Here is a 632-nt window from a genome sequence, read left to right as displayed (position 1 = left end):
GTCCGGGGCGCGCATGCGCGCCCCGGACGCGACGGATCAGGCGGGAACCTCCACGATGCCCACGGTCGGGAGGAAGAAGCACGACGTCTCGCCGTTCTGCACCGTGCCGAACACGGCGGCCAGGACAGTTCCCGAGCCGGTCGCGACCGGTGCCGCGCGGACTCCGCCGAGCGGGACCGCGCCGGCGAAGAAGTTCTGCACCGCGGCGGCGACGAGGGGCTTGGCGAACTCGGGCAGGCCGCCGGGCACGGCGAGGGCTGCGGCCTCGGCGATGGTGCCCATGGGCACGAACCCGCCCTGGAAGGTGTTGACGTTGAACCAGGCGACCTGCATGCCGGTGGTGTTCCCGCTGTCCTTCTCGACGCCCATGGGCACGAAGGCGAACAGGGTTTCGCCGGGATCGACGGCATTGACGGGACCGACCATCGGGATGTTCAGGTTGGGCCACGGGCCGGGAGCCGCGCCGGCGACGGCGGGGGCGATACCGAGCGGCAGGCTGCCGCCCTCGGTGCAGAAGGGCGCGCCGGTGGGGTAGAGGAACGGTTCGATGCCGAGGCCGCGCAGGAACTCCACGGCGTCCTCGTAGGCGGAGAGCGGGGAGTTCTCGGCGACGTCGGTGGCACCGCCGCGGG

The 632-nt window shown here is 72.6% G+C and carries 1 protein-coding gene; it reads right to left on the bottom strand.

All coding sequences use genetic code 11. The annotated features are described in order from the left end of the window. Positions 1–36 precede the first annotated feature (36 nt). Positions 37–632 (bottom strand): hypothetical protein (locus CQZ88_RS14380; RefSeq protein WP_102799930.1); only part of this gene is annotated, 596 nt, incomplete at its 5' end.

Origin of the sequence: Rhodococcus sp. ENV425 (genome assembly GCF_002887785.1) — a bacterium.
GTDB lineage: Bacteria > Actinomycetota > Actinomycetes > Mycobacteriales > Mycobacteriaceae > Rhodococcus > Rhodococcus aetherivorans.
The sequence above is the reverse complement of the archived record's forward strand: the minus strand, read 5'-3'. Positions and strand labels throughout refer to the sequence as shown.